This is a genomic window from Streptomyces sp. NPDC090127 (assembly GCF_044746945.1).
In the GTDB taxonomy this organism is placed as follows: Bacteria; Actinomycetota; Actinomycetes; order Streptomycetales; family Streptomycetaceae; genus Streptomyces.
Map to the genome: position 1 here is coordinate 757093 of NZ_JBIVDE010000003.1, position 19756 is coordinate 776848.

19 protein-coding genes and 1 pseudogene are annotated in these 19756 nt (G+C 73.3%); 7 read left to right on the forward strand and 13 right to left on the reverse strand.

Annotated elements, in window-relative coordinates:
* The first annotated feature begins 71 nt into the window (after positions 1–71).
* Both ACIPPS_RS14250 and ACIPPS_RS14255 read left to right on the forward strand, forming a co-directional pair.
* Positions 72–1316 (forward strand): MFS transporter, encoded by a 1245-nt coding sequence (locus ACIPPS_RS14250; RefSeq protein WP_401430810.1) that lies wholly within the window; start codon positions 72–74, stop codon positions 1314–1316.
* A gap of 144 nt (positions 1317–1460) precedes the next feature.
* Positions 1461–2216: a maleylpyruvate isomerase family mycothiol-dependent enzyme gene (locus ACIPPS_RS14255; protein ID WP_401431420.1), complete on the forward strand. Its 756-nt coding sequence runs from the start codon at positions 1461–1463 to the stop codon at positions 2214–2216.
* 39 nt (positions 2217–2255) lie between these two features.
* On the opposite strand, the gene ACIPPS_RS14260 is transcribed toward ACIPPS_RS14255, so the two are convergent.
* From ACIPPS_RS14260 to ACIPPS_RS14270, 3 genes are all read right to left on the reverse strand, one after another.
* A complete protein-coding gene (locus tag ACIPPS_RS14260) occupies positions 2256–2921 on the reverse strand; it encodes a response regulator (protein WP_401430812.1) in 666 nt (221 codons plus the stop codon).
* Complete coding sequence (locus tag ACIPPS_RS14265) at positions 2918–4129, reverse strand: sensor histidine kinase (RefSeq protein WP_401430814.1); 1212 nt, start codon at positions 4127–4129, stop codon at positions 2918–2920. Before ACIPPS_RS14265 ends, ACIPPS_RS14260 begins: the two co-directional genes overlap by 4 nt.
* A gap of 177 nt (positions 4130–4306) precedes the next feature.
* Positions 4307–5014, reverse strand: a complete 708-nt coding sequence (locus ACIPPS_RS14270) for a TetR/AcrR family transcriptional regulator (protein WP_401430816.1) — start codon at positions 5012–5014, stop codon at positions 4307–4309.
* A 127-nt stretch (positions 5015–5141) separates the two neighbouring features.
* On the opposite strand from ACIPPS_RS14270, the gene ACIPPS_RS14275 reads away from it, so the two are divergent.
* A complete protein-coding gene (locus ACIPPS_RS14275) occupies positions 5142–5603 on the forward strand; it encodes a nitroreductase family deazaflavin-dependent oxidoreductase (protein WP_401430818.1) in 462 nt (153 codons plus the stop codon).
* 325 nt (positions 5604–5928) lie between these two features.
* On the opposite strand, the pseudogene ACIPPS_RS14280 reads toward ACIPPS_RS14275, so the two are convergent.
* A pseudogene (locus ACIPPS_RS14280) lies at positions 5929–7203 on the reverse strand (geranylgeranyl reductase family protein); the annotation flags it as partial.
* Positions 7204–7313: 110 nt separating this feature from the next.
* Between ACIPPS_RS14280 and ACIPPS_RS14285 the strand changes: the two are divergent.
* On the forward strand, positions 7314–8678 hold the full coding sequence (locus ACIPPS_RS14285; RefSeq protein ID WP_401430820.1) for a dipeptidase: 1365 nt from the start codon (positions 7314–7316) through the stop codon (positions 8676–8678).
* Between the two features lie 158 nt (positions 8679–8836).
* Here ACIPPS_RS14285 and ACIPPS_RS14290 read toward each other — a convergent pair whose 3' ends face one another.
* Positions 8837–9874: an NUDIX domain-containing protein gene (locus ACIPPS_RS14290; protein WP_401430822.1), complete on the reverse strand. Its 1038-nt coding sequence runs from the start codon at positions 9872–9874 to the stop codon at positions 8837–8839.
* Between the two features lie 169 nt (positions 9875–10043).
* Here ACIPPS_RS14290 and ACIPPS_RS14295 point away from each other — a divergent pair, with 169 nt between their 5' ends.
* Complete coding sequence (locus ACIPPS_RS14295; RefSeq protein WP_401430824.1) at positions 10044–10256, forward strand: hypothetical protein; 213 nt, start codon at positions 10044–10046, stop codon at positions 10254–10256.
* 204 nt (positions 10257–10460) lie between these two features.
* Here the strand turns inward: ACIPPS_RS14295 and ACIPPS_RS14300 are convergent, their stop codons facing one another.
* A complete protein-coding gene (locus ACIPPS_RS14300) occupies positions 10461–11390 on the reverse strand; it encodes an ROK family protein (protein WP_401430826.1) in 930 nt (309 codons plus the stop codon).
* A gap of 128 nt (positions 11391–11518) precedes the next feature.
* Between ACIPPS_RS14300 and ACIPPS_RS14305 the strand changes: the two genes are divergently transcribed.
* Complete coding sequence (locus tag ACIPPS_RS14305) at positions 11519–12556, forward strand: LacI family DNA-binding transcriptional regulator (RefSeq protein WP_401430828.1); 1038 nt, start codon at positions 11519–11521, stop codon at positions 12554–12556.
* A gap of 203 nt (positions 12557–12759) precedes the next feature.
* On the opposite strand, the gene ACIPPS_RS14310 is transcribed toward ACIPPS_RS14305, so the two are convergent.
* The 5 genes from ACIPPS_RS14310 to ACIPPS_RS14330 form a co-directional block, all read right to left on the reverse strand.
* Entirely contained in the window at positions 12760–14049 is a 1290-nt protein-coding gene (locus ACIPPS_RS14310) for a DUF6986 family protein (protein ID WP_401430830.1), read from the reverse strand.
* A gap of 152 nt (positions 14050–14201) precedes the next feature.
* Entirely contained in the window at positions 14202–15164 is a 963-nt protein-coding gene (locus ACIPPS_RS14315) for an electron transfer flavoprotein subunit alpha/FixB family protein (protein ID WP_401430832.1), read from the reverse strand.
* 60 nt (positions 15165–15224) lie between these two features.
* Positions 15225–16010 carry an electron transfer flavoprotein subunit beta/FixA family protein gene (locus tag ACIPPS_RS14320; RefSeq protein ID WP_401430834.1) on the reverse strand — a complete coding sequence of 262 codons (786 nt, stop codon included), beginning with the start codon at positions 16008–16010 and terminating at the stop codon, positions 15225–15227.
* Between the two features lie 187 nt (positions 16011–16197).
* On the reverse strand, positions 16198–16782 hold the full coding sequence (locus ACIPPS_RS14325) for a flavin reductase family protein (RefSeq protein ID WP_401430836.1): 585 nt from the start codon (positions 16780–16782) through the stop codon (positions 16198–16200).
* A gap of 197 nt (positions 16783–16979) precedes the next feature.
* On the reverse strand, positions 16980–17252 hold the full coding sequence (locus ACIPPS_RS14330; protein WP_401431423.1) for a TlpA family protein disulfide reductase: 273 nt from the start codon (positions 17250–17252) through the stop codon (positions 16980–16982).
* Between the two features lie 405 nt (positions 17253–17657).
* Here ACIPPS_RS14330 and ACIPPS_RS14335 point away from each other — a divergent pair, with 405 nt between their 5' ends.
* Positions 17658–18380 carry a lysophospholipid acyltransferase family protein gene (locus tag ACIPPS_RS14335; RefSeq protein ID WP_401430838.1) on the forward strand — a complete coding sequence of 241 codons (723 nt, stop codon included), beginning with the start codon at positions 17658–17660 and terminating at the stop codon, positions 18378–18380.
* Positions 18381–18389: 9 nt separating this feature from the next.
* Here the strand turns inward: ACIPPS_RS14335 and ACIPPS_RS14340 are convergent, their stop codons facing one another.
* Entirely contained in the window at positions 18390–19082 is a 693-nt protein-coding gene (locus ACIPPS_RS14340; protein ID WP_401430840.1) for a B3/4 domain-containing protein, read from the reverse strand.
* 13 nt (positions 19083–19095) lie between these two features.
* On the reverse strand, positions 19096–19674 hold the full coding sequence (locus tag ACIPPS_RS14345) for a transglutaminase domain-containing protein (RefSeq protein ID WP_401430842.1): 579 nt from the start codon (positions 19672–19674) through the stop codon (positions 19096–19098).
* Positions 19675–19756: the final 82 nt, after the last annotated feature.

Genomic DNA, 19756 nt, shown 5'->3' on the forward strand with positions numbered 1-19756 from the left:
AGGCGGAGCTCCTGCCGAACCGCGGGGACCGCCGGTTGAAATCGGTACCGCATCACCCCTATCCTGAGTTTGTGCCGCTACTAAACAAAGTACGGACGGCCGTACCGGGGGGACCTGGCGGAGACACCGCTCCCTCCCTGTCCCGCCTCCGCTCCGCCCTGACCCTCTTCTTCGCCCTCGACGGCTTCCTGTTCGCCGGCTGGGTGGTCCGGATCCCCGCCATCAAGCAGCAGACCGGCGCCTCCGCCAGCGACCTCGGGCTCGCGCTGCTCGGGGTGTCGGCCGGCGCGGTGGTCACCATGACCCTCACCGGGCGGCTCTGCCGACGCCACGGCAGCCACGCCGTCACCGTCGTCACGGCGGTCCTGCTCTCGCTCTCCATCGCCCTGCCCGCCCTCACCCGCTCCCCGCTCGCCCTGGGCCTCGTCCTGCTCGTCTTCGGCGCCGCGTACGGCGGGATCAACGTCGCCATGAACAGTGCCGCCGTCGACCTGGTGGCCGCGCTGCGCCGGCCCGTGATGCCCTCCTTCCACGCGGCGTTCAGCCTCGGCGGGATGCTCGGCGCCGGGCTCGGCGGACTCGTCGCCGGGAGCGTGTCGCCCACGGCGCACCTCCTCGGCCTGACCGTCGTCGGCCTGCTCCTGACCGCCGCCGCCGGTCCCGTACTGCTCCGGCAGCCCTCCCCCGCACCGCCGGAAGCCGTCCAGGCCGACAGGTCCGCCGACGGCGGCGGCCCCCGGGGCAAGGGCGGTGCGCGCGGGCTCGTCGTCGTCTTCGGCGTCATCGCACTCTGCACCGCGTACGGCGAAGGCGCCCTCGCCGACTGGGGCGCCCTCCACCTGGAGCAGGACCTCCAGGCGCATCCCGGCGTCGCCGCCGCCGGCTACTCGCTCTTCGCGCTCACCATGACCGTCGGCCGGCTCTCGGGCACCGCGCTCCTCGAACGGCTCGGCCAGACCCGTACCCTCGTCGCGGGCGGGGCCACCGCGGCCGCGGGGATGCTGCTCGGGGCGCTCGCCCCGAGCGTCTGGGCGGCCCTGCTCGGCTTCGCCGTCACCGGCCTCGGTCTGGCGAACATCTTCCCCGTCGCCGTGGCCCGCGCGGGCGCCCTCGCCGGTCCGAGCGGGGTGGCCACCGCCTCCACCCTCGGGTACGGCGGCATGCTGCTCGGCCCGCCGTCCATCGGCTTCCTCGCCGACTGGTTCTCCCTGCCCGTCGCCCTGACCACGGTCGCCGTCCTCGCCGCCGGCGCGGCGGTGATCGGGTACGCGTCCCGGAACGCGGGGGCCCCGCGGCGGGGTGAGGAGCGCGCCTGAGGGCCTCAGTGCCTGAGTGCCCCGCCCCGGGCGGCGCACTCAGGCGCGCCCCCCGACCGGTCGGCCCGGTGCGGCGCGACCGGAGGTGCCCCGACCCGGCACCGCCGTCGCGCGCCCGCTGACAGAATCCGTCGCATGGAGTTCATGACGGTGGACGAACACATCGAGGCACTGGACGTGGCCGGCAAGGCCCTGGCGGACGCCGCCGACGCGGTCGGCCCGGACGCCGGACTACCGACCTGCCCTGGCTGGCGGATACGGGACCTCCTGCGCCACACGGCGATGGTGCACCGCTGGGCGACGGGGTTCGTCGCCGAGGGGCACCCTTCCTTCCGCCCGGCGGACGCCGAGCCCGATCTCGACGGCGACGAGCTGCTCGCCCACTTCCGCGCGGGCCACGCGCTCCTGGTGGACACCCTGCGCGCGGCGCCCACGTCCCTGGAGTGCTGGACGATCATGCCCGGCGCCTCCCCTCTGGCCTTCTGGGCACGGCGTCAGGCGCACGAGACGACCGTCCACCGCGTGGACGCCGAGTGCGCGCCCCCCGCGCACGACGCCGGGCCGGTGGACCCCGTCCTGGCGGCGGACGGCATCGACGAACTGCTCGGCTCCTTCCACTCCCGCCGGCGCAGCCGGGTCAGGACGCCGGAGCCGCGCGTCCTGCGGATCCGGGCGACGGACACCGGCGACGTGTGGACCGTACGGCTGTCGCCGGAGGCGCCGCGCACGCGGCACGGCGGCGAGGAGGCGGAGGCCGCGGCCGACTGCGAGCTGAGCGGCCCCGCCGGCCGGCTCTATCTGACCCTCTGGAACCGGCTGCCCGAGGGCGCGGTGGCCGTGGCGGGCGACGCGTCCCTCGCCCGCCTCTGGCGGGAGACGTCGGGGATCGTCTGGTCGTAGCGGGGCGGGCCGTCGGCGACGGGGGTGACGTACGCGCCGTCAGCCCAGCCAGCCCGGCCGCACCAGGCCCGACTCGTAGGCGAGGACGACCAGTTGGGCGCGGTCGCGGGCGCCGAGCTTCACCATGGTGCGGCTCACATGGGTCTTGGCGGTGAGCGGGCTGACGACCAGGCGCCGGGCGATCTCCTCGTTCGACAGGCCGATGCCGACCAGGGCCATCACCTCCCTTTCCCGCTCGGTCAGTTCGTCCAGGGCGGTCACGGCGGCCGGGGGTTTCGAGCGGGCCGCGAACTCCTCGATGAGCCGTCGCGTCACGCCCGGCGAGAGGAGGGCGTCGCCGTGGACGACGGCCCGCACGGCGCGTACCAGCTCCTCCGGTTCGGTGTCCTTGACGAGGAAGCCCGAGGCGCCGGAGCGGATCGCCTCGAAGACGTACTCGTCCAGCTCGAAGGTGGTCAGCATGACCACCTTCACCGCGCCGAGTCCGGGGTCGCCGGTGATCCTGCGGGTGGCGGCGAGGCCGTCCAGCAGCGGCATCCGGATGTCCATGAGGACGACGTCCGGGCGCAGTTCGCCGGCCTTGGCCGCCGCCTCCTCGCCGTCGGCGGCCTCGCCGACGACCTCGATGTCCGGCTGGGCGTCGAGGAGCGCGCGGAAGCCCGCCCGTACGAGGGACTGGTCGTCGGCGAGCAGCACACGGATCACGGCGTCTCCTTCGGACGGACGGGAAGGACGGCGCGGACCCGGAAGCCGCCGTCCTCGCGGGTGCCCGCCTCGATCGTGCCACCGAGCGCGGTGGCACGCTCCCGCATCCCGGCGAGTCCGTTGCCGCTGCCGCCGACGTCGTCGCCGGTCGCCGGTCCGTCGTCGTCGACGCGGAGTTCCAGCCGGCCGGGCAGGTAGCCGATGACGACCCGCGCGGTACGGGACCCGGAGTGGCGGACCACGTTGGTGAGCGCCTCCTGGACGATCCGGAAGGCCGCGAGGTCGGCGCCCGGCGGAAGCGGTACGGGCTTCCCCTCGGTCGTCGTCCGTACGGTGAGCCCCGCGGACGCCGCCTGGTCGACCAGCTCGACGAGACGGTCGAGACCGGGTGCGGGGGTGCGCGGGGCCTCGCCCGGCGTGCGCAGGGTGTCCAGTACCTGACGGACCTCCCCGAGGGCCTCCTTGCTCGCCGCCTTGATGGTGGTCAGCGCGGCGCGGGCCTGCTCGGGGTCGGTGTCGAGGAGGGCGAGGCCGACGCCCGCCTGGACGTTGATGACGGAGATCGAGTGGGCGAGGACGTCGTGCAGCTCGCGGGCGATCCGCAACCGCTCCTCGTCGGCGCGGCGTCGCTCGGCCGCCGCGCGTTCGGCGCGCTGGGCGGCCCACTGCTCGCGGCGGACCCGGACCAGCTCGGAGGCGGCGAGGATCGCGACGACGAAGGCGAAGACGGGGATCTCCTGGCCCCAGGGTGCGGCGGAGTCGCCGGCCGGTGGCAGGTGGGGGTAGAGCCAGTGGGCGATCAGCAGGTGCCCCGCCCAGAGCAGGCCGAGCGCCGACCAGGCCGCCCGGCGGTGGCCTCGCACGACGGCCGCGAAACAGGCGACGGCGACGAGGAGGAAGACCGGGCCGTAGGCGTAACCGGCCCCGAAGTAGACGAGGGTGACGGCGGCGGCGGCGAAGACCACGGGGACCGGGTGGCGGTGGCGGAGCAGGAGCAGCGCCGAACCGACGAGCAGCAGTGAGCGGCCGAGGACGTCCAGCGACTCGCGGTCCGGCTGGTTCCTGGCCGCGATACCGGAGCCGACCATGACGAAGACGGCGAGCAGGAGGGTGGACCGCCAGGGCATCCCGTCGCCGGGCTCCCGGTCGGCCCAGCGCAGGACCCAGGGCGGACCCTCGTACCGGTGCTCTCTGCGCTGCTCGTCCATGCCCGCCACGCTAGACGCGGTCGGACGGCGAGGGCGTCCGCCGTGCGTGGCGATCGTGCGTACTCCCGCCGGAGTATGCCCTCGGCCCTCGTACACCCTCGGCCCTCGTACGCCCCCGGCCCTCGTACGCCCCCGGCCCTCGACCGCAGGTGGTGCCGAGGAGTCTCCGGACGCGACCTACGGGCGGGGCAGGAGGCCGATGTCGCGGCCGAGGCGGGTGGCGGCCGTGGTGAAGAACGTCTCCCGGTCCTCGACGACCCGGTTGAACTGGCCGAACACCTCGAAGGAGACGAGCCCGAAGAGCTGCGACCAGGCGCCGACCATGGCGACGGCGAGGGCGGGCGGCAGATCGCGGGCGAAGTCGGCGGCCATCCGTTCCGCCTCGGGGCGCATGGCGGCGGGAACGGGCGGCGGGGCGATGCCGTCGGTGGTGAAGGCGTCGCGGGCGATGCCGATCAGGACCAGGGCGACGCGGGAGGCCGGCTCGATGGTGTCCTTCGGGGCGGCGTAGCCGGGGACCGGGGAACCGTAGATCAGGGCGTACTCGTGGGGGTGGGCGACGGCCCAGGCGCGGACGGCGCGGCAGACGGCGGTCCAGCGGGCGAGGTGGTCGTTCGGGGTTGTGGCGGCGCGGGCGTCGGCGAGGGCCTGCTCGGCGGCGGCGCCGACGGCGTCGTACGCGTCGACGATGAGGGCGGTGAGGAGGTCGTCACGGCTGGGGAAGTAGCGGTAGAGGGCGGAGGACACCATGCCGACCTCGCGGGCGACGGCGCGCAGGGAGAGCTTGGCCGCGCCTTCGGCGGCGAGCTGGGCGCGGGCCTCGTCCTTGATGGCGGCGGTGATCTCGATGCGCGCTCGGGCGCGGGCTCCTTGGACGCTGGTCATGGAGAGCAGTGTGCCACTTTTCGGAGCAGTGCACTGAAACGAGATCACCGCTCTTGCTTCGGGGCGCCGATCCGTGCACACTGCTCTCAAGAGAGAGCAGTGCTCACAGTTTCCTTCGGAGGCTCCGATGTCCGCTCAGCCCAGCGCCCACGTCATGAAGCCCGGCTGGTTCACGGTGAACGTCATGAACCGGGCCGTCGCGTGGCTCACCCGCCGCGGCCTCAGCGTCTGGGGCTCCCGCGTCCTCGCCGTGCGCGGCCGCAAGAGCGGTGAGTGGCGCCGCACCCCCGTCAACCTGCTGACGCTGGACGGCGCGCAGTACCTGGTGGCGCCGCGCGGTCACGTCCAGTGGACCCACAACATGCGGGCGGCCGGGGGCGGTGAGCTGCACCTGGGCAAGCAGGTGCAGCCGTTCACGGCCGTCGAGCTGACCGACGACGAGAAGCCCGCCCTCCTGCGCGCCTACCTGAAGCGATGGAAGGCGGAGGTCGGCGTCTTCTTCGCCGGGGTCGGCCCCGACTCCACCGACGAGGAGCTGCGCGCGATCGCCCCCAAGCACCCGGTCTTCCGGATCACCCCGACCGCGTGAACCCGGGGCGCTACGAGCCCTTCGAGCCCGACGGGCCCGACGCGTCCGACGGGCCCGACGCGTCGGATACGCCCGACGGGTCGGAAGCGGTGTCAGCGTCGGTCTCGGTGTCGGTCTCGGCCTCCGTGTCGGTCTCGGTCTCGGCGCCGGTGTCAGTGGCCGCGGCGGTGGCGTTCGCAGGCCCCTCCGTCTCCGGCACGGCCGCCTCGACCACCTCCCCCGCCTCCAGGACGTCCGCCGCCCCCGCCGCGTCCGACGCCTCCGCCGGCCGCGCCGCATCCGCCGCCACGCCCCGGAGCGTCGTCCCGGCCGTCGGCGCCATCCGGCGGTCGAGGACGTCGAGCGCCCGGCGGGCGACTCCGTTGGAACGGACGAGCCCGGCCAGGGAGCTCGACCCCCGGGTGATCTCCGCGAACGCCGTCCAGGCCGGGCGCAGCCCCGTGAGCGCGGCGTGCAGCAGCCCCGGGCGGCGCTCGAACAGGGCGAGCATCCGCCGACCGACCGCCATCTCCACACCCAGCCCCGCCTTGATGGCGAAGGCGTAGTTCAGCGCCTGGCGGCGTGCGTCGACGGCGTCGTGCGCCTCGGCGATCCGCACCGCCCACTCCCCCGCGAGCCGTCCCGAGCGCAGCGCGAAGGAGATGCCTTCCCGGGTCCACGGCTCCAGGAGTCCCGCCGCGTCACCGCACACCAGCACCCGGCCGCGGGACAGCGGCGAGTCGTCGCTCCGGCAGCGGGTCAGATGGCCGGAGGAGACGGCCGGCTCGAACCCCGCGAGCCCGAGGCGGGCGATGAAGTCCTCGAGATAGCGCTTCGTGGCCGCGCCCTCGCCGCGCGCCGAGATGACGCCGACGGTGAGCGTCTCGCCCTTGGGGAACACCCAGCCGTAGCTGCCGGGCATCGGGCCCCAGTCGATGAGGACCCGCCCCTTCCAGTCCTCGGCCACCGACGCCGGAACCGGGATCTCCGCCTCCAGGCCGAGGTCCACCTGGTCGAGCTTCACGCCGACATGAGCCCCTATCCGGCCCGCACTGCCGTCGGCGCCGACGACCGCGCGGGCGAGCACGGTCTCCCCGTCCGCGAGGACGACGGCGACCGTGCGCCGGTCGGGCACGGCCGGGCCGTGCTGCTCGACCCGGGAGACCGTGACGCCCGTACGCAGTTCGGCGCCCGCCTTCTGCGCCTGCTCGACGAGACCGGCGTCGAACTCGGGCCGGTTGATGAGGCCGAAGAGCATGCGACGCGAGCGGCGCGTGCGCGCGAAGCGCCCGTTCAGGGAGAAGGTGACGGCGTGCACCCGGTCCTGCAGGGGCAGTTCGAAGCCGGGCGGCAGCGCGTCCCTGGAGGGCCCGATGATGCCTCCGCCGCACGTTTTGTACCGGGGCAGTTCGGCCTTCTCCAGGAGCAGCACCCGGCGTCCGGCGACCGCGGCCGCGTACGCCGCCGAGGCGCCGGCGGGGCCGGCCCCGACGACGACCACGTCCCAGACCGTCGCGGGGTCCTGCGACTCTTCCGCGCGTACCTCTTCGGCGTCTGCGTTCTCGCTGCTCACGATGTGCTTCTGCTCCTGATCCGACGATGATCCAAGCTCTCCGGGCATCCTACGGCGCGGCCCTCGCGACCCCGCGCCGTAGGATCGGCCATGCGTTCGCCGTACAACCCGATATACGGCGACATCCTGACAACGTCGCACCCACCAGGAGCGTGCCCATGACCGCGAATCCGATCGCCGAGGCCGTCGCCGGCCTGATGCCCCGTGCCAAGGCGGAGCTCACGGAGCTCGTGGCCTTCGAATCGGTGGCGGACGAGGCGGTCGCTCCCCGGAGCGAGTGCGAGGGCGCGGCGAACTGGGTGGCCGACGCGCTGCGCGCCGAGGCCTTCCAGGACGTGGCGCTGCTCGACACCCCGGACGGTTCGCAGTCGGTCTACGGCGTTCTGCCCGGCCCGGTCGGCGCCCCGACGGTGCTGCTCTACGCGCACTACGACGTGCAGCCGAAGCTGGACGAGTCGGCGTGGGTCACGCCGCCGTTCGAGCTGACGGAGCGCGGCGGGCGCTGGTACGGGCGCGGCGCGGCGGACTGCAAGGGCGGGTTCATCATGCACCTGCTCGCGCTGCGCGCCCTGAAGGCGAACGGCGGGGTGCCGGTCACGGTCAAGATGATCGTGGAGGGTTCGGAGGAGCAGGGCACGGGCGGCCTGGAGCGGTACGCGGAGGCGCACCCCGAGCTGCTGACCTCGGACGCCATCGTGATCGGCGACACCGGCAACTTCCGGCTCGGCCTGCCGACGGTGACCGCGACCCTGCGGGGCATGACGATGATCCGGGTGCGGATCGACACCCTCGAAGGCAACCTGCACTCGGGCATGTTCGGCGGCGCCGCGCCGGACGCGCTGGCGGCCCTGATCCGGGTCCTGGACACGCTGCGCGCCGAGGACGGCTCGACGGTCATCGACGGTCTGCCGGCCGACGCCGTGTGGGAGGGCCTGCAGTACCCGGAGGGCGACTTCCGCGCGGACGCGAAGGTCCTGGCGGGCGTGGGTCTGCCGGGCAACGGCACGGTCGCGGACCGGCTCTGGGCGCGTCCCGCCGTCACCGTCATCGGCATCGACTGCCACCCGGTGGCGGGCGCGACGCCGTCGATCCCGTCGACCGCGCGGGCGCAGATCAGCCTGCGGGTGCCGCCGGGCCAGGACGCCGCGGAGGCGACGAAGCTGCTGTTCGCGCACATCGAGAAGCGCGTGCCGTGGAACGCCCGGGTGTCGTTCGAGCAGGTCGGCCAGGGCCAGGCGTTCCGGGCGGACGTGACCAGCCCGGCGTACGTCTCGATGGCGGAGGCGATGCGGGTCGCGTACCCCGGTCAGGAGATGCAGACCTCGGGCATGGGCGGCTCGATCCCGCTCTGCAACACGCTGGCCTCGCTCTACCCCGAGGCGGAGATCCTGCTGATCGGCCTGAGCGAGCCGGAGGCGCAGATCCACGCGGTGAACGAGTCGGTGTCGCCGCAGGAGCTGGAGCGGCTCGCGGTGGCGGAGGCGCACTTCCTGCTGAACTACGCGCACTCGAAGCAGGTGTGATCGCGTCCCTGATCGCCCCTTGATCGCCCGCCGATCGCCCCCTCGTCCTCCGATCGGCCCCCGCTCGTCGTCCCCGCGCGTCAGGGCGGCAGGTCGTCCCCGCGCGTGGGGGCGGCAGGTCGTCCGCCTGGTGGGCTCGTACGACGGCCGGCTCCGGGTCAGCCGACGGGTACGCCGGCCTCCAGGTTGAGGACCGTGCCGCGTTCGCGGGCGCGGAGGGCCCAGCGGAGGCGGCGGTAGCGGACCGGGGGGAGGAGGGCCGCGGCCTCCTCCTCGGTGACGAAGCGCCAGCCGCGCAGCTCGGCGGCCGGCAGCAGGAGCCGGTCCGCCTCCGTCGAGGGGAGCCGGCCGCCGTCGAAGAGGAGGCGCAGGCCGCCGAAGCCGGGGGGCTGGGGGCGTTCCCAGTCGACCAGCAACAGCCGGGGGACGGCGGCGAGTTCCACGCCTATCTCCTCGGCCACCTCGCGCATGCCCGCGCGGGCGGGCGGCTCACCGGGTTCGACGACGCCGCCGGGGAACTCCCAACCGGGCTTGTACGTGGGGTCGACGAGCAGGAAGCGGTCGTGCTCGTCGAAGAGCAGGACACCGGCCGCCAGCGTCTCACCGGTGGGTTCGGGCGTCTGGACGATGCCGCAGGGGCCGGCCAGACCGGCGTGGACGGCCTCGGCGACGGCCTCGGCCGTCTCGGCGGGCGTCAGCGTGGAGTTGTCGACGGTGTAGGCGTCGGCGGCGAGCCAGCCGAGCGCCTGCCGGAAGGGCTCGATCCGGGCGTGGCACCACTGGCGGGCGCGCTCGGCGCCCTCCGGATCGTCCTCACCCGCGGCACGGCCGTCCAGCCGGGCCCGCAGGATCGTTTCATCGGGGGTCAGCACCACGTGCCGCACCTCGATCCGACGCGCGGCGAGACGGCCGAAGATCTCGTCCCGGTACTCCTGCCGGATCAGCGTCATGGGGACGACGAGGACGCCGCCGAGTTCGGCGAGCAGCGCGGCGGCGGTGTCGACCACCATGCGGCGCCACATCGGCAGGTCCTGGAAGTCGTCCACCTCGTCCCGCCGCTTCTGCGGCAGCAGCACGTCCAGGAAGCCGCCGGTGAGCTCGGGGTCGTACAGCGTGCTGTTCGGGATCAGCTCGACCAGCTCACGCGCGGTGCTGGTCTTGCCCGCGCCGAACGCACCGTTGATCCAGACGATCACGATTCCCCCTCTTCGGTAGCCCCAAGTGGCTTGCCCGCAACACCCTGCCACGGAAACCCCCGCGGACGACCCGGGGTTCGGCCGCCCTCCGCGCGAACGCCCGTACGGGACGATGCGTAACACTTCGGTACGGACTGTCGTTGAACCGGCGAGGCAAGGGGGTGCGGAGATGAGCCGTACGGTATTGCAGAGGTTCCCCGCGGGAGGCCCACGGGGCAGCTGGCCCGCCGAGGAGTTCGCCAGCGCGCGCCGCGACGAGGGCCTTCCGGCGGAGGTCGTGATGGACCTGGAGTCCGACGCGTTCCTGGTGGTCGTACGACAGCGCAGACCGGAGTCGGTCGGCGGCAGGGCCAGGGGGACGGTCACGGTCATGACGATCTGACCGGCGGGGATGACATTCCGACCGACGGGCCTGACGATCCGACCGACGGGCCTGACGATCCGACCGGCGGGCCGCGGTCCTGGCCGTGCCGTGCGAGGGCCTCGCCCCCGGTGTCGCCGCGTGCGAGGCCGTCGCCTCCGGTGTCGCCGCGCCGACGTGAGCCGGTCCCGCCCCGTGGCGCCCGCCTGACGGACGACCCGCGTGTCAGGCCGTATCGCGGGCCGCCGCCGCCGCGCCGAGGAGGCCCGCGTCCGTGCCGGTGCGTGCCGGTACGACGGTGAGGTCGCGGACGAACGACAGCGTGGCGAACTCGCGCAGGCTGCGTCGGAGCGGCTCGAAGAGCACGTCCCCCGCCCCCGCGACTCCCCCGCCCACCACAGCGATGTCGACCTCCACCAGCGTCGCGGTGGCCGCGATGCCGGCGGCGAGCGCCCGCGCCGCTCGTTCGTAGGACGCCACCGCCACCGGGTCGCCGGCCCGCGCCGCCACCGCCACCGCCGCCGCCGACGTGTCGCCGTCGGGGCCCGGCCGCCAGCCGCCGTCCAGGGCGCGGCGGGCGATCTGCGGGCCGCTGGCGATGCGTTCGACGCAGCCGCGCCCGCCGCAGGCGCACAGGTCGCCGTCGAGGTCGACGCTGATGTGGCCGATGTGGCCCGCGTTGCCGGTGGGGCCGGGGTGGACCCGCCCGTCGAGCACCAGGCCGCCTCCGACGCCGGTCGAGACGACGAGGCAGAGCGCGTTGTCGTGACCCCGGGCCGCGCCCCGCCAGTGCTCCGCGGCCGTCATGGCGACGCCGTCGCCGACGAGGGTGACGGGCCGCCCGCCGACCGCCCGCTCGACCCGGTCGACCAGCGGGAAGCCGCGCCAGCCGGGGACGTTGACGGGACTGACCGTACCGGTCGAGGCGTCGACGGGGCCCGCGCTGCCGATGCCGACCGCGCGCGCCGACCCCCACAGGGGCGAGTCCGCCAGGTCCGCGAGGACCGCCTCGACCGCCCGCATCACCGTCTCGCCGCCCTCCCGCGCGGGAGTGGGCCGCTGGGCCCGTACGAGAATGTCGCCGGCGCCGTCCACCAGCGCGCCGGCGATCTTGGTGCCGCCGAAGTCGATGGCGGCAACGAGGTCAGTCTGCATCTGCGCGGGTTCTCCAGAGGGGCGGAAGCGGTAGATCGCTGTGACGTACAGTCTCCCCCGCGCTGACAACGTTGTCCAGGGCCTATGCTCGGACGAGACAGAGACGAGACCGAGGAGATGCGCACACTGTGGCCGACACCGCCCGCCGCCCCGAGCACCGCTACGGCAATCGGCCCACGATGAAGGACGTCGCCGCGCTGGCCGGCGTCGGGCTCAAGACGGTCTCCCGTGTCGTCAACGGCGAGCCGGGAGTCACGCCCGACACCGAGCGTCGCGTGCAGGAGGCCATCGACTCGCTCGGCTTCCGGCGCAACGACAGCGCGCGCGTGCTGCGCAAGGGCCGTACGGCTTCCGTGGGCCTGGTCCTGGAGGACCTCGCGGACCCCTTCTACGGCCCGCTCAGCCGCGCCGTGGAGGAGGTCGCCCGGGCGCACGGGGCGCTGCTCATCAACGGCTCCAGCGCGGAGGACCCGGAGCGGGAGCAGGAGTTGGCGCTCGCGCTCTGCGCCCGCCGCGTCGACGGGCTGATCGTCATCCCGGCCGGGTCCGACCACCGGTACCTCGAACCGGAGATCAAGGCCGGGGTCGCCACGGTCTTCGTGGACCGCCCGGCGGGCAGGATCGACGCCGACGTCGTCCTGTCGGACAGCTTCGGGGGCGCGCGCGCCGGGGTGGCGCACCTGATCGCCCACGGTCACCGCCGGATCGGGTTCATCGGTGACCAGCCCCGGATCCACACGGCGACGGAGCGGCTGCGGGGCTACCGGGCGGCGATGGAGGACGCGGGGCTCGCGGTGGACCCGTCGTGGGTGGCGCTCGGTCCGACGGCACCCGAGCGGGTACGGGAGGCGCTGACCGCGATGCTCACGGGCCCGGAGCCGGTCACGGCGCTCTTCGCGGGCAACAACCGGGTCACCGTCACGGCGGTGCGTGCCCTGGCCGGGCGCGCGCACCCCGTGGCCCTGGTGGGCTTCGACGACATCGAACTGGCCGATCTGCTCGGCATCACGGTGATCGCGCAGGACGCGGCCGCTCTCGGCCGCACGGCCGCCGAGCGCCTCTTCCGCCGCCTGGACGGCTTCGACGAGCCGCCGGCCCACGTGGTCCTGGACACCCGCCTGATCGCCCGGGGCTCGGGCGAGACCGCCCCGCCGACGGCCGTCTGACCGGGCAGCCCCTCCGCCCCTGCCCGGCGAGCGGCCCGCCGATCCCGTACGGGCCGGCCCCGGCGGGTCCTGCTCGTCGGAGGGCCGCGCACGGTTCTCCGTCCCGCCCCACCCCCGAAAAACCTCGGGGTGCCCCGCCGATCGGTCCCGTGGCGGGAGAGCGGCGACGCACCCCTGAAGGTTCGGGCCCTGAGGTGGGCGGGTTACTGCGCCGTCGCCGTCAGGTCGCCTCGACGCGGAGACGCGAAGCGGTCCAGGTCGGCGCGGGTCAGGCCGGTGAGGGCGTCGACCTCGAAGGTGTCGAGGGCGCCGCAGTCGATGCCGCGCAGGAGGTACGAGCTGAGTGCCTTCGCGGTGGCGGGCTCGTCCATGACGTCGCCGCCCGCGTGGTTGGCGTAGGCGGAGAGGCGCTTGGCGGCGGTCTCGAAGCCCTCGCGGTAGAAGGCGAAGACAGCGGCGTACCGGGTCGGGATGTGGCCCGGGTGCATGTCCCAGCCCTGGTAGTAGGCGCGGGAGAGGGCGCGGCGGGTGAGGCCGTAGTGCAGGCGCCAGGCCTCGTGGACGTGCTCGGTGGAACCGACGGGGAGGACGTTGGTGGAGCCGTCGGAGACCCGTACGCCCGTGCCCGCGGCGGCGACCTGCATGATCGCCTTGGCGTGGTCGGCGGCGGGGTGGTCGCTGGCCTGGTAGGCGGCGGAGACACCGAGGCAGGCGCTGTAGTCGAAGGTGCCGTAGTGCAGGCCGGTCGCGCGGCCCTCGGCGGCGCCGATCATGCGGGCGACGGCGGCGGTGCCGTCGGTGGCGAGGATGGACTGGCTGGTCTCGATCTGGATCTCGAAGCCCAGGCGGCCGGCGTCCAGGCCGTGGGCCTTCTCGAAGGCCTCCAGGAGCCGGACGAAGGCGGAGACCTGCTCGGGGTAGGTGACCTTGGGGAGCGTGAGGACGAGGCCGTCGGGCAGGCCGCCGTTCTCCAGCAGGCCGCTGAGGAAGACGTCGGTGGTGCGGATGCCGCGGTCGCGTACGGCGGCCTCCATGCACTTCATCCGGATGCCCATGTAGGGGGCGGCGGTGCCGTTCGCGTACGCCTCCGAGATCAGCCGGGCGGCGCGGGCGGCGTCCTGATCCTCGTCCTGGCCCGCGTAGCCGTCCTCGAAGTCGACCCGGAGGTCCTCGATGGGCTCGCGCTCCAGCTTGGCCCGTACGCGGCCGTGGACGTCCTCGGCGAGGTCGTCGGAGAGACCGAGGACGGCGGCGAAGGACGCGGCGTCCGGGGCGTGCTCGTCGAGGGCGGCGAGCGCCTGGTCGCCCCAGGAGCGGATCGTGCCGGCGTCGAAGACGTTGCCGGGGACGTAGACGGTGTGGACGGGCTGGCGGGTGCCCGGGTCGCCGGGGTAACGGCGGTCGAGCTCGGCGTCCACCGCTGCGAGGGAGGCGCTGATGCCCTCGCTGACCGCGCCGGCGAGGCTCGTCGACACCTTCTCCTGCTGACCCATCCCACATCCTCCTGTTTTCCGCTTCACGGAATCAACAATCCGTATAGCGAAGTTAGTAGTCTGCCCGGACCTGCGTCAATGGGTGTCCGAAACGGCCGGGGGCCGCGTGGTGATCATCACCACGCGGCCCCCGGACCGAAGAGAACCCCAGGTCAGGCCTTGCGGGCCTGAATCTCCTGGGTCAGCTGCGGCACGACCTCGAAGAGGTCGCCGACCACGCCGTAGTCGACCAGCTCGAAGATCGGGGCCTCGGCGTCCTTGTTGATGGCCACGATGGTCTTCGAGGTCTGCATACCCGCGCGGTGCTGGATCGCACCGGAGATGCCGGAGGCGATGTACAGCTGCGGCGAGACCGACTTGCCGGTCTGGCCGACCTGGTTGGAGTGCGGGTACCAGCCGGCGTCGACGGCGGCGCGGGAGGCGCCGACGGCGGCACCGAGCGAGTCGGCGAGCGCCTCGATCAGGCCGAAGTTCTCGGCGCCGTTCACGCCGCGGCCGCCGGAGACCACGATCGCGGCCTCGGTCAGCTCGGGGCGGCCGGTCGACTCGCGCGGCGTGCGCGAGGTGACCTTGGTGCCGGTGGCCTGGTCGGAGAAGGTGACGGCGAGCGCCTCGACGGTGCCGGCGGCCGGGGCGGCCTCGACGGGGGCCGAGTTCGGCTTGACCGTGATGACCGGGGTGCCCTTGGAGACCCGGGACTTGGTGGTGAAGGAGGCGGCGAACGCGGACTGCGTCGCGACCGGGCCCTCGTCACCGGCCTCCAGGTCCACGGCGTCGGTGATGATGCCGGAGCCGATGCGGACCGCGAGACGGGCCGCGATCTCCTTGGCCTCGGCGGAGGACGGGACGAGCACGGCGGCCGGGGAGACCGCGTCGTACGCGGCCTGCAGCGCGTCGACCTTCGGGACGACGAGGTACTCGGCGAACTCGGGGGCGTCGGCGGTGAGGACCTTCACGGCGCCGTGCTCGGCGAGGGCCGGGGCGGTGGCCTCGGCGCCGGCGCCCAGCGCGACGGCGACGGGCTCGCCGAGGCGGCGGGCCAGCGTCAGCAGCTCCAGGGTGGGCTTGCGGACGGCTCCGTCGACGTGGTCGACGTAGACGAGAATCTCAGCCATGGGGATTCAATCTCCTGCGAACGAAAGAGGGGGCGGACTTCAGCGGCTCGCGCGAGCCCTTTAGACGAACTTCTGGCTCGCGAGGTACTCGGCGAGCTGCTTGCCGCCCTCGCCCTCGTCCTTGACGATCGTCCCGGCGGTGCGGGCCGGACGCTCGGACGCGGAGTCGACCGCGGTCCAGGAGCCCGCGAGGCCGACCTCGTCCGCGTCGATCTCGAGGTCGTCGAGCTCCAGGGACTCCACCGGCTTCTTCTTGGCGGCCATGATGCCCTTGAAGGACGGGTAGCGCGCCTCGCCCGACTGGTCCGTCACCGACACGACGGCCGGGAGGGAGGCCTCCAGCTGCTCGGAGGCGGTGTCGCCGTCACGGCGGCCCTTGACGACGCCGTCCTCGACGGACACCTCGGAGAGCAGCGTGACCTGCGGGACACCCAGGCGCTCGGCCAGGATCGCCGGGAGCACGCCCATGGTGCCGTCGGTGGAGGCCATACCGGCGATGACGAGGTCGTAGCCGGTCTTCTCGATCGCCTTGGCCAGCACCAGCGAGGTGCCCATGACGTCGGAACCGTGCAGGTCGTCGTCCTCGACGTGGACGGCCTTGTCCGCACCCATGGAGAGCGCCTTGCGCAGCGCGTCCTTGGCGTCCTCCGGGCCGACCGTTACCACGGTGACCTCGGCGTCGTCGGCCTCTTCCGCGATCTGCAGCGCCTGCTCGACGGCGTACTCGTCGAGCTCCGACAGCAGGCCGTCGACGTCGTCGCGGTCGACGGTCAGGTCATCGGCGAAGTGCCGGTCGCCGGTGGCGTCGGGCACGTACTTCACACAGACAACGATCCTCAAGCTCACGCCGGCTCTCCTACTGCATCGTCATAACTGGGCTGCCTTGTTGCTCGCAGCATAGGCGCCTGAAGGGCGGGTTTCCGGTCGGGGCGTCCGACCCCCACCAGAATATTACTCGTCAGTACACCCAGTTCGTTACCGATGAGCAAGCGCTCAGGCATGTGACCTTGCCAACGCTCAGCTTAGGGGACCCTCAGTCACGGAGCGCGTTGAAGCGTCCCTGGTGGTAGAGGAGCGGGCGCCCCTCTCCCGCCGGGCCTCCGGCGACGGGCTCGGCGATCACGATCCGGTGGTCCCCGGCCGGGACGCGGGCGACCACCCGGCACACCAGCCAGGCGAGGACGCCGTCCAGGACCGGAACCCCCTCGGGGCCCTCGCTCCACCGGGTCGCGCCACCGAACCGGTCGGCGCCGCTGCGGGCGAAGGTCGCGGCGAGCGCGTGCTGGTGCTCGCCGAGGATGTGGACGCCTATGTGCTCGGCCTCGGAGAGGACCGGCCAGCTGGAGCTGGCGGTGCCGACGCCGAAGGAGAGCAGGGGCGGGTCGGCGGCCACGGAGGTGAGGGAGGTGGCGGTGAAGCCGACGGGACGGTCCCCGTGGGCGGTGATGACCGCGACACCGGCCGCGTGGAGCCGGAAGACGGAGCGCAGGAGGTCGGAGGAGGCGGCGGCACGAGCGGTGGAGGAGGTGTCACCGGCTTGCGGGGTCCGCGGGGCCTGACCGGCCCGGGAGGGCTGACGAGGGGCGCCGATCGCGCGGAGGTCGGGCGTGACCGTCATGGAGTTGTCCTTCGGCGAGGATGACGTGCGGGGGGACCGGGGGTTCTCAGACACCCGGACAGCGCGCGCTCGCGTGGCGGGCCAGGTCGACGTGGACCCGCCCGTGGAGAAGGAGTTCTGAAGGCACGCCGTCAGCCTGACGATCGATGGCCGGTGCAGTCAAGCGCGTACCGGGATGTGGGAGATGTGTCACCGCGTCAGACCGCTCGCCCGAGGGCGGCGATGACGTCGGCGCGTCGGGGCTGGCCCGAGGCGCGCACGACGACGTGTCCGGCGCGGTCGAGGACGAGCACGGTGGGGGTGCGGACGATGTCGTACTTCCGTACGAGGTCGAGGCGCTCCTCCGCGTCGATCTCGACGTGACCCACGCCCGCGACCATCCCGGCGACCTCGGCCAGCGTGCGCCGCGTGGCGCGGCAGGGCTGGCAGAACGCCGTGGAGAACTGGACCAGGGTGGCCCGTTCCCCCAGCTCGACCCCGGCCTCGGCACCGAGCGCGTCCCCGCCGCCTTCCGCCCGTGCCTCGGGTGGCTCGGCGCCGTGCGCGCCCCCGGCATCCTCGGCGCGTGCCTCCGGGGATGCCTCCGCGGGTGCCTCCGCCCGTGCCTCCGCGCCCGGCGTCCCGGACCGTTCCGTCATGTCTCCGTCTCCCTGTCGTTCGCCGTCACCCACCACACCCCCCGTGCAGCGTCCTCGACCGCCGATAGATTCCCGTCACGGCCCGTCAGGGGTGACGATTATCTCGCCGCACGAAGCCGTCAGGACTGGTCAGCAGGGCCCACATGGGGCACGATCTGCCCAAAGCCGAAAACCTACGGCCGCGTAACTTCCGCAGGGAGAACCCTCCCCAGGAACAGAAGAAGGGGTTCCTCTCAGATGGCAGAACTCGTGTATCGGCCGGTCATCGGTGCCGCGTTGACGCTGTTCAAGGCACTGGACCTCAAGATCGACACGCAGGGTTCGGAGAACATCCCGCGGTCCGGCGGCGCTGTGCTCGTCAGCAACCACATCAGCTATCTGGACTTCATCTTCACCGGCCTCGCCGCGCTGCCGCAGAAGCGGCTCGTCCGCTTCATGGCGAAGGACTCGGTGTTCCGGCACAAGGTGTCCGGGCCGCTGATGCGCGGCATGAAGCACATCCCCGTGGACCGCGCGCAGGGCGAGCACGCCTACCAGCACGCGTTGGAGTCCCTGCGGGCCGGCGAGATCATCGGCGTCTTCCCCGAGGCGACCATCTCGCAGTCCTTCACGCTGAAGAGCTTCAAGTCCGGTGCGGCGCGCCTCGCGCAGGAGGCCGGGGTGCCGCTGATCCCGATGGCGCTCTGGGGCACGCAGCGCGTCTGGACCAAGGGCCGGCCGCGGAACTTCAAGCGCAGCCACATCCCGGTGACGATCCGGGTCGGTGAGCCGGTGGAGGCCCCGCAGGACCAGTACGCGGGTGCCATCACCCGGAAGCTGCGCGAGCGGGTCCAGGAGCTCCTGGAGGCCGCGCAGCGCGCGTACCCGGTCCGCCCCAAGGACGCGGGCGACACCTGGTGGGTGCCCGCGCACCTCGGCGGCACGGCGCCGACCCCGGCCGAGGTGAAGGACGCCGGCTGACGACCGGCGCTACTCCGGGTCCCGGACCGTGACGCGCGCCCCCGGGCTCAGCTTCTCCAGGGACTCGGCGAGTTCGGCGCCCGCCGCGAGCAGCTCCTCGCGCGTCATCGGCACGAGGGACTCCAGCAGGAAGACCGCGTCGACCGTGGTCTCGTCGATGCGAGTGCGGGGGCCCTGGCGCCAGTTCCAGCGGCGGCAGGTGACGCCCGCGTCGTCGCACCAGACGATCTCGCCCGGCTCCGGGTGCTCGACGGTCTCCTCGCCGCCCGCGACGGTCACGAACGGCTCGTCGCCGACGGCCCGGACCAGGCGCATGCCGCCCTGGATGCGGTCGAGGTCCTCGCCGCCGGCCGGGACGAGATACGCGACGCTGATCGCGTTGTAGGTGTCGACGAGCCGGTTGATCCGGGGCAGTCCGCCGTCGGCGAGCGCGCGCCTGGCCAGCGCCTCCGCGGAGTTGCGGGTTCGGGACGGCTTGGCGCCGAACGCGGTGTACGCGGCGCGCCAGGCCGCGATGTGCGGGTCCTTGTCCGGGGCCAGACCGTCCAGCCGTGCGACGAGGCGGCGTGCGGCGTCGTCGAGGAGGGCCGAACTGGCCTCGTCGCTGGGCCCGTTGACCAGTCCGTGGGCCTCGACGGCGAGGTGCGTGAAGCCGGGCACGAGGGCGCGCACCTCGTCGGAGACCGTGAGGGTGAGGGGCATCGTCGTCCTTGCGTCAGAGGTCGGTCGGCAGCGTCCGCAGGAGCTCCGAGCTGTCCTCCGCCGTGCGCATGGCGCTCAGTACTCCCCCGTGCGGTACAGCGTACAGGACCGGGTAGTCCATTTCATTGAACTCCGGGTCGGGCAGGAAGGCCAGCCGCTCTTCATCCAGCGAGAACGCGGCCTCCCGGCCCGGCTCCCCGCCGCGCGGATCCTGCCGGTGCCAGACCTCGTCGCCGGGCAGCCGGATCGCGACGAGCCCGTGCAGCACCTCGAACTTCTGGTAGCAGAGCGCCGTCGGGATCGACTCGGCGCGCAGCAGCGCGGCCAGCGCATGAGCCTTGGCGTGGCAGATCCCGGTGCGCCGGGCGAGGACGTCGGAGGCGCGCCAGGTGACGCGGGGGTCGCCGGTGTCACTGGAGTGCGGGATCTCGTCCCGTACGAAAGCGAAGGCGGCTTCGGCGTATGCGTATACGTCGGGGTGCTGGGCGCGCAGGGCGGCGGCGGTCTGCCGCACGAGGGGGTGGTCGTGGTCGATGACGTCGTCCGCGACGAGGTATGCGGAGAGTTGGGGGTCCCGCTGAATCAGTTCCATAGCCGGGGACCCTAGAAATACGACCGACCGGAAGTCAATTACTTTCCGGTCGGTCGTATAGTTATGCCGATCAGGAGCGGCG